This is a genomic window from Buttiauxella noackiae ATCC 51607, from assembly GCF_001654865.1.
Taxonomy (GTDB): domain Bacteria; phylum Pseudomonadota; class Gammaproteobacteria; order Enterobacterales; family Enterobacteriaceae; genus Buttiauxella; species Buttiauxella noackiae.
The window spans coordinates 1-308 of record NZ_LXEO01000091.1; the positions used below are offsets into that span (position 1 = coordinate 1).

Here is a 308-nt window from a genome sequence, read left to right on the forward strand (position 1 = left end):
GGGTGAGCATGAAATGATGGTGGAGCTAAGCGGGATCGAACCGCTGACCTCCTGCGTGCAAGGCAGGCGCTCTCCCAGCTGAGCTATAGCCCCATCGATTTCGTAAAACCTTTGATTTACCTTTAATTTCTCTTCAGGCAAGACGCGTCACCGCGAAGCATACTTAAAGTATGTGAGCGGGGTCGCAACACAGCATGGAGAGATATTTGGTAGGCCTGAGTGGACTTGAACCACCGACCTCACCCTTATCAGGGGTGCGCTCTAACCACCTGAGCTACAAGCCTATAAGGTTTTACTGCTCGTTTTCT

The 308-nt window shown here is 51.3% G+C and carries 2 tRNA genes; both read right to left on the reverse strand.

Going from position 1 to position 308, the window contains the following annotated elements:
- Positions 1-17 precede the first annotated feature (17 nt).
- Positions 18-93: transfer RNA gene (locus M979_RS22245), tRNA-Ala, on the reverse strand.
- Between the two features lie 114 nt (positions 94-207).
- Positions 208-284: transfer RNA gene (locus M979_RS22250), tRNA-Ile, on the reverse strand.
- Positions 285-308 lie beyond the last annotated feature (24 nt).